This window comes from Streptomyces sp. NPDC054975 (assembly GCF_053609105.1).
The window spans coordinates 67,508-73,507 of the sequence record NZ_JBSGWV010000026.1; the positions used below are offsets into that span (position 1 = coordinate 67,508).

Here is a 6,000-nt window from a genome sequence, read left to right on the forward strand (position 1 = left end):
GACAATAAGGGCATGACTCAGCAGGGGGACCACTGGTGGGACAAGCTCTACGACGAGTCGGCGCCGGACACGGCCCCGACGACCACGGGCGACACGCTCGACGACCGCTTCGACTCCGCGTCCCGCGCGACGACGGACGAAGGATCACCGAGGGCGGGCACCACCCGGCCCGGTACGGCGCCGCCGGTAGCCGCGGCCCCGGAGCCGCCGCCGGTCGCGCCGCGAGCGCCCCGGCCGCCCCGGGCCCCCTGGGAGCCCCTCGACGGCCCCGACCCCGGGCCCGAGGCCGACCTCGATCTCGATCTCGACCTGTCCCTCGACCCCGGCTCGGGCGCGGGCTCGGGTCCAGGATCCCCGTCCGGCGGGGGACCGCGCTCGTTCCCAGCGCCTCCACCGCACCCGCAGGCCCCGCCCGCCGACGGCCCGCCCCCGGGCTCCGACGCGGACGCCACGCTCGTCGACACGCCCACGCCGGAGGAACCCCCTCCGCCGCCCCTGCCCCGCCCCCGCACCGCGCACATCGGCAACCGTCCGCCCACGTACGAGGCCGAGCCGACCGCGCTGCCCGTGGCCCGCCCGGGGGAGCTCGGCGGGCTCGTCGCCGACACCGTCCTCGACGGCGCGCGCTACGGCTCGTACACCCTGCGCGCCGCCTCGCAACGCGGCGACTCCGCCCGCTACCGCGGTGAACCCCGCAGGGACGCCCTGCTCACCGTCCGGTTCGGCCACGAGGAGGCCGCGCTCGTCCTCGTCGCCGTGGCGAGCGGCGCCCGCGCCGCCGAGGCCGCGCACCTGGCCGCCGCCGACGCCTGCCGCTGGATCGGCGAGGCCGTCGGCCGCAGTCATGCCCGGCTCTCCGAGGACATCCGCTCCGGCCGCCGCGGCGACCTGAAGTCCGGGCTGCACCGGCTCACGGACCGTACGTACGGCAAGCTGCGCGCCCGAGCCGCCGAACTGGCCGTGGAACCCGGTGAGTACACGGCGAGCCTGCGCTGCCTGCTGCTCTCCGCCGACCCCGACTGCCGCACCCGGGTCTTCTTCGGCGTCGGCGCGGGCGGCCTCTTCCGGCTCCGCGACGGCGCCTGGCAGGACATCGAGCCGCTGCTCCCGGAGAGCACCGCGCTGAGCGGCGCCCCGGTCGTCGGCTTCGGCTCCCCGCCGTCGGAGACGCCCGAGGGCGACCGCCAGACCATGAGGCTCGGCGTGCCCGGGCCACCCGGCGCGCCCTCCGCCGGGGACCCTGCCGCCGCCGGCTGGGCGGACCCGCCCGCGCCGCCCGCCGAACCGTTCCGCTTCCGCGCCTCCGTCGCCCGTCCCGGCGACACCCTCCTCCTCGCCTCGAACGGTCTCGCCGAGCCGATCCGGGGCGAGCCCGCCCTCGCCAAGGAGCTCGCGGAGCGCTGGGCTTCCGCCGAGCCACCCGGGCTCGCGGCCTACCTCGCCGACACGCAGCTGCGGGTGAAGGGGTACGCCGACGACCGTACAGGGGTGGCCGTCTGGGAGGCGTAACGGTCCGCCCCATGGGTTGATGGACCCATGGCCAAACAGAACGTCGCAGAACAGTTCGTCGACATCCTCGTCCGGGCGGGCGTCCAACGTCTGTACGGCGTCGTGGGCGACAGCCTGAACCCCGTCGTCGACGCCATCCGCCGTACGCCCGACATCGACTGGGTCCAGGTCCGGCACGAGGAGGTCGCCGCCTTCGCCGCCGGGGCCGAGGCGCAGATCACCGGCCGTCTCGCGGCGTGCGCCGGCTCCTGCGGCCCGGGCAACCTGCACCTGATCAACGGCCTGTACGACGCGCACCGCTCGATGGCCCCGGTCCTCGCGCTCGCCTCGCACATCCCCTCCAGCGAGATCGGCCTCGGCTACTTCCAGGAGACGCACCCCGACCGGCTCTTCACCGAGTGCAGCCACTACAACGAGCTGATCTCCCATCCGAAGCAGATGCCCCGCCTGCTTCAGACGGCCATTCAGCACGCCGTCGGGCAGAGCGGTGTGAGCGTCGTGTCGCTTCCGGGCGACATCGCCTCGCAGCCCGCCCCTGATTCGGCGTGGCAGACCGCCCTCGTCACCTCCCGGCCCACCGTCCGTCCGGGTGACGCCGAGATCGACGCGCTGGCGAGGCTGGTCGACGAGGCCGATCGGGTGACGCTGTTCTGCGGCAGCGGCACGGCCGGGGCGCACCCGGAGGTGATGCAGTTCGCCGAGCGCGTCAAGGCGCCGGTCGGGCACGCGCTGCGCGGCAAGGAGTGGATCCAGTACGACAACCCGTTCGACGTCGGAATGAGCGGCCTGCTCGGCTACGGAGCGGCCTACGAGGCCACCCACGAGTGCGATCTGCTGATCCTGCTCGGCACGGACTTCCCGTACAACGCCTTCCTGCCGGACGACGTCAAGATCGTCCAGGTGGACGTCCGGCCCGAGCGCCTGGGGCGGCGCTCCAAGCTGGACCTGGCGGTCTGGGGCGACGTACGGGAGACGCTGCGCTGCCTCACGCCGCGCGTGCGGGCGAAGACGGACCGCCGCTTCCTCGACAAGATGCTGAAGAAGCACGCCGACGCGCTCGAAGGGGTCGTCAAGGCGTACACCCGCAAGGTCGAGAAGCACGTGCCGATCCACCCGGAGTACGTCGCCGCCGTCCTGGACGAACTCGCCGACGACGACGCGGTGTTCACCGTCGACACCGGCATGTGCAACGTGTGGGCCGCGCGCTACATCACCCCCAACGGCCGTCGTCGCATCATCGGCTCCTTCTCGCACGGCTCGATGGCCAACGCCCTGCCGCAGGCCATCGGCGCGCAGTTCACGGACCGCCGCCGGCAGGTGATCTCGATGTCCGGCGACGGCGGATTCTCCATGCTGATGGGGGACTTCCTCACGCTCGTCCAGTACGACCTCCCGGTGAAGATCGTTCTTTTCAACAACTCCTCGCTCGGCATGGTCGAGTTGGAGATGCTGGTGTCAGGCCTCCCCTCGTACGGCACGAGCAACCACAACCCCGACTTCGCCGCCGTCGCCCGCGCGGCCGGGGCCTACGGCGTGCGCGTGGAGAAGCCCAAGCAGCTCGCGGGCGCCCTCAAGGACGCCTTCAAGCACAAGGGCCCGGCCCTGGTCGACATCGTCACCGACCCCAACGCCCTCTCGATCCCCCCGAAGATCAGCCGCGAGATGGTGTCCGGGTTCGCGCTCTCCGCCGGCAAGATCGTCCTGGACGGCGGCGTCGGCCGGATGCTCCAGATGGCCCGTTCCAACCTGCGCAACGTGCCCCGGCCCTGAGGGCTCACTCCTGGGGGTGGAACCCAGAGGTCCAGTGGGCGCAGCACCGTCATGCCGGGGCCGCGAAGAGGCCTATGCCACAGAAAGCTGTGGGCCCCAGCACCGACAGACGGAGTGTCCGCTCATGCCTCTGTATCCCCCCTCGCGCCAGGTCAGGCGCATCTCCCCCTCGCGCCGGGCCCGGCGCGCCGTGGCCGCCGTCGGAGCCGCGGCCCTCGCGCTCGTCGTGGGCCTGCCCGGAGTGGCGACCGCCGCTCCCGGCGATCTGGACCTCACCTTCAGCGGCGACGGCAAGGTCATCACCGACGTGGCCGCCGTCGAGTACGCCCAGGACGTGGTGGTCCAGCCGGACGGCAAGATCGTCACGCTCGGCATGGGCTTCAACTTCGACGGGCCGAACGACTTCGTCCTGGTGCGCTACAACGCCAACGGCAGCCTGGACACGACCTTCGGCGGCGGCGACGGCATCGTCTTCACCGACTTCGGCGAGTTCACCAACGACGAGGCCCACGCCCTGACGCTGACCGGCTCCGGCAAGATCGTCGCGGTGGGCCGCACCGACACCCCCGACGGCTGGCCCCAGCTGGCGGCGGCCCGCTACAACACGGACGGCTCCCTGGACAGCACCTTCGACGGTGACGGCAAGGTCGCCACCACGTTCGGGGAGACCGTCCCCACCGTCGGCTACGCGGTGCTGATGGGGACCGACGACAACATCCTCATCGGCGGGGCCTACGGCGGCGACGCCATGGTGACCCGCCTCACCCCCTCCGGCAGCCTGGACACCTTCGGCGACGACAACTCGGGCAAGGCCGTCTTCCCCTTCGAGGGCGGCAACTCGGCGATCCACTCCCTGGCCGTGTACGGCGGCGAGACGATCATCGCGGCCGGCTCCAGCCCCGCCGGATTCGGCTTGGTGCGCCTCTACATGGAGTACGGGGGGCGGGACGCGACCTTCGGCGACAACGGCCAGGTGGCGACCCCGTTCGGCGTCTCGGCCGAGGGCGTGGCGCTCGCGGCCGGTGGCAAGATCGTCGCCGCCGGGACCCACGGTGACGGCGTCGGCGCCCAGTTCGCGGTGGCCCGCTACGACGGGAACGGCAACCTGGACCCGACCTTCGGCGGGGACGGCACCGTGACCACCGGCTTCGGCGGAAACGGCGCGGCGGGCCACGACATGGCGCTGCAGGACGACGACAAGATCGTCGTCGCGGGCGCCGCCAACGGCGACTTCGCACTCGCCCGCTTCGACACGGACGGCTCCCTGGACACCGGCTTCGGCGGTGGTGACGGCCGGGTGACCACCGACTTCGAGGGCAACTGGGACGAGGGCTGGGCGGTCGACCTGCAGTCCGACGGCAAGATCGTCGTCGCCGGCAACGGCAGCGACAACCACGCGGTGGCCCGCTACTCGGTCAGCGGTACGCCTCCGCCGCCCACCGTGGACCTGTCGGTCACCAAGACCGGACCCGCCACGATCAGCATCGGTGACCAGGCCACGTACACGGTCCGGGTGACCAACAGGAGCACGACCACCGCCGCCACCGGGGTCTCCGTCTCCGACACCCTCACCGGCGCCTCCGGCACTCTCCTGACGGCGACGCCCAGCCAGGGCGGCCCCTGCGCCGTGAGCGCCACCACCGTGAACTGCGGCCTCGGGACCATCGCCCCGGGCGCCTCCGCCACCGTCACGGTGGTCGCCGAACCCCGGGCCACCGGCACCCTGACCGACCGGGTGACGACGGCGGCGACCGAGACCGACCCGGTTCCGGCCGACAACACCGCCACCGCGAGCACCTCGGTGAACAACGCCCGCGGCTGCACGATCATCGGCAGGAGCACCGGCGAGACGCTCACCGGCACCTTCGGCAACGACGTGATCTGCGCCCTCAGCGGCAACGACACCATCAACGGAGGCGGCGGCAACGACACCGTCCACGCCGGTCCCGGCAACGACGTGGCCAACGGCGGCAACGGCGGTGACCGGCTGATCGGCCAGAGCGGCAACGACCGCCTCAACGGCGACGCGGGCAACGACAACCTCGACACCCGGGACGGCGTCAACGGCAACGACCAGGCGTACGGAGGCATCGGCTTCGACACCTGCTCGACCGACACCGGCGACGTCCGCAACAGCTGCCCGTAGGACATCCCTCCGTGCGGTGACGCTCCGGCATGAATGCGCGACGGTCGGTGGGGCATGCATCCCCGTGAGCCTGTTCGAGGAGATGTGTACCGACATGTGGGTGGGGGATATGGCCGGGGAGGCACGACAGCCGACTCAACTGCTCAGAAAGGTGGGATGCGCCGATCTCACCGCGGTGCCGGAGGTGCGCCACGCGCTGCGCAGGATGCTGAGAGCGTGGGGCGAACCGGGTGCCTCGGACGTGGCGGAGCTGCTCACCAGCGAACTCGTCACGAACGCGCTGATCCATACCGACCACGGCGCGGTGGTGACCGCGACCGTGGTGCCCGACAGCCTCCGGGTCGAAGTACGCGACTTCGTCGCAGGCCTCTCCGGTCCCCCCGAGCCGCACGTACCGCCCGCCGACGACGGTACGCACGGCCGGGGGCTCATCCTGGTCCAGGAACTGGCCGACTCCTGGGGAGTCGAGGACCACGGCGTGGGCAAGGTGGTGTGGTTCGAACTGAACGGCGGGGCCGCGTCAGACCCCAAACGGGTAACACCAGGCCCCGACGGTAGTAGAGGCCGTCAAAGCC

At 72.2% G+C, this 6,000-nt stretch carries 4 protein-coding genes; all 4 read left to right on the plus strand.

Annotation, left to right across the window (positions count from 1 at the left end):
• Positions 1–12 precede the first annotated feature (12 nt).
• The gene (locus tag ACWF79_RS22450) at positions 13–1,509 is read left to right on the plus strand and encodes a protein phosphatase 2C domain-containing protein (RefSeq protein ID WP_453729903.1); all 1,497 of its coding nucleotides are present in this window, start codon (positions 13–15) and stop codon (positions 1,507–1,509) included.
• 27 nt (positions 1,510–1,536) lie between these two features.
• Entirely contained in the window at positions 1,537–3,279 is a 1,743-nt protein-coding gene (locus tag ACWF79_RS22455) for a pyruvate dehydrogenase (RefSeq protein WP_453729904.1), read from the plus strand.
• A gap of 124 nt (positions 3,280–3,403) precedes the next feature.
• Entirely contained in the window at positions 3,404–5,425 is a 2,022-nt protein-coding gene (locus ACWF79_RS22460) for a calcium-binding protein (RefSeq protein ID WP_453729905.1), read from the plus strand.
• Between the two features lie 94 nt (positions 5,426–5,519).
• On the plus strand, positions 5,520–6,000 hold a 481-nt coding region (locus ACWF79_RS22465; protein ID WP_453729922.1), incomplete at its 3' end, for an ATP-binding protein.

Coding starts and splice junctions, on each gene's coding strand:
- ACWF79_RS22450 (WP_453729903.1), top strand. CDS start 13: ATGACTCAGCAGGGGGACCACTGGTGGGACAAGCTCTACGACGAGTCG.
- ACWF79_RS22460 (WP_453729905.1), top strand. CDS start 3,404: ATGCCTCTGTATCCCCCCTCGCGCCAGGTCAGGCGCATCTCCCCCTCG.
- ACWF79_RS22455 (WP_453729904.1), top strand. CDS start 1,537: ATGGCCAAACAGAACGTCGCAGAACAGTTCGTCGACATCCTCGTCCGG.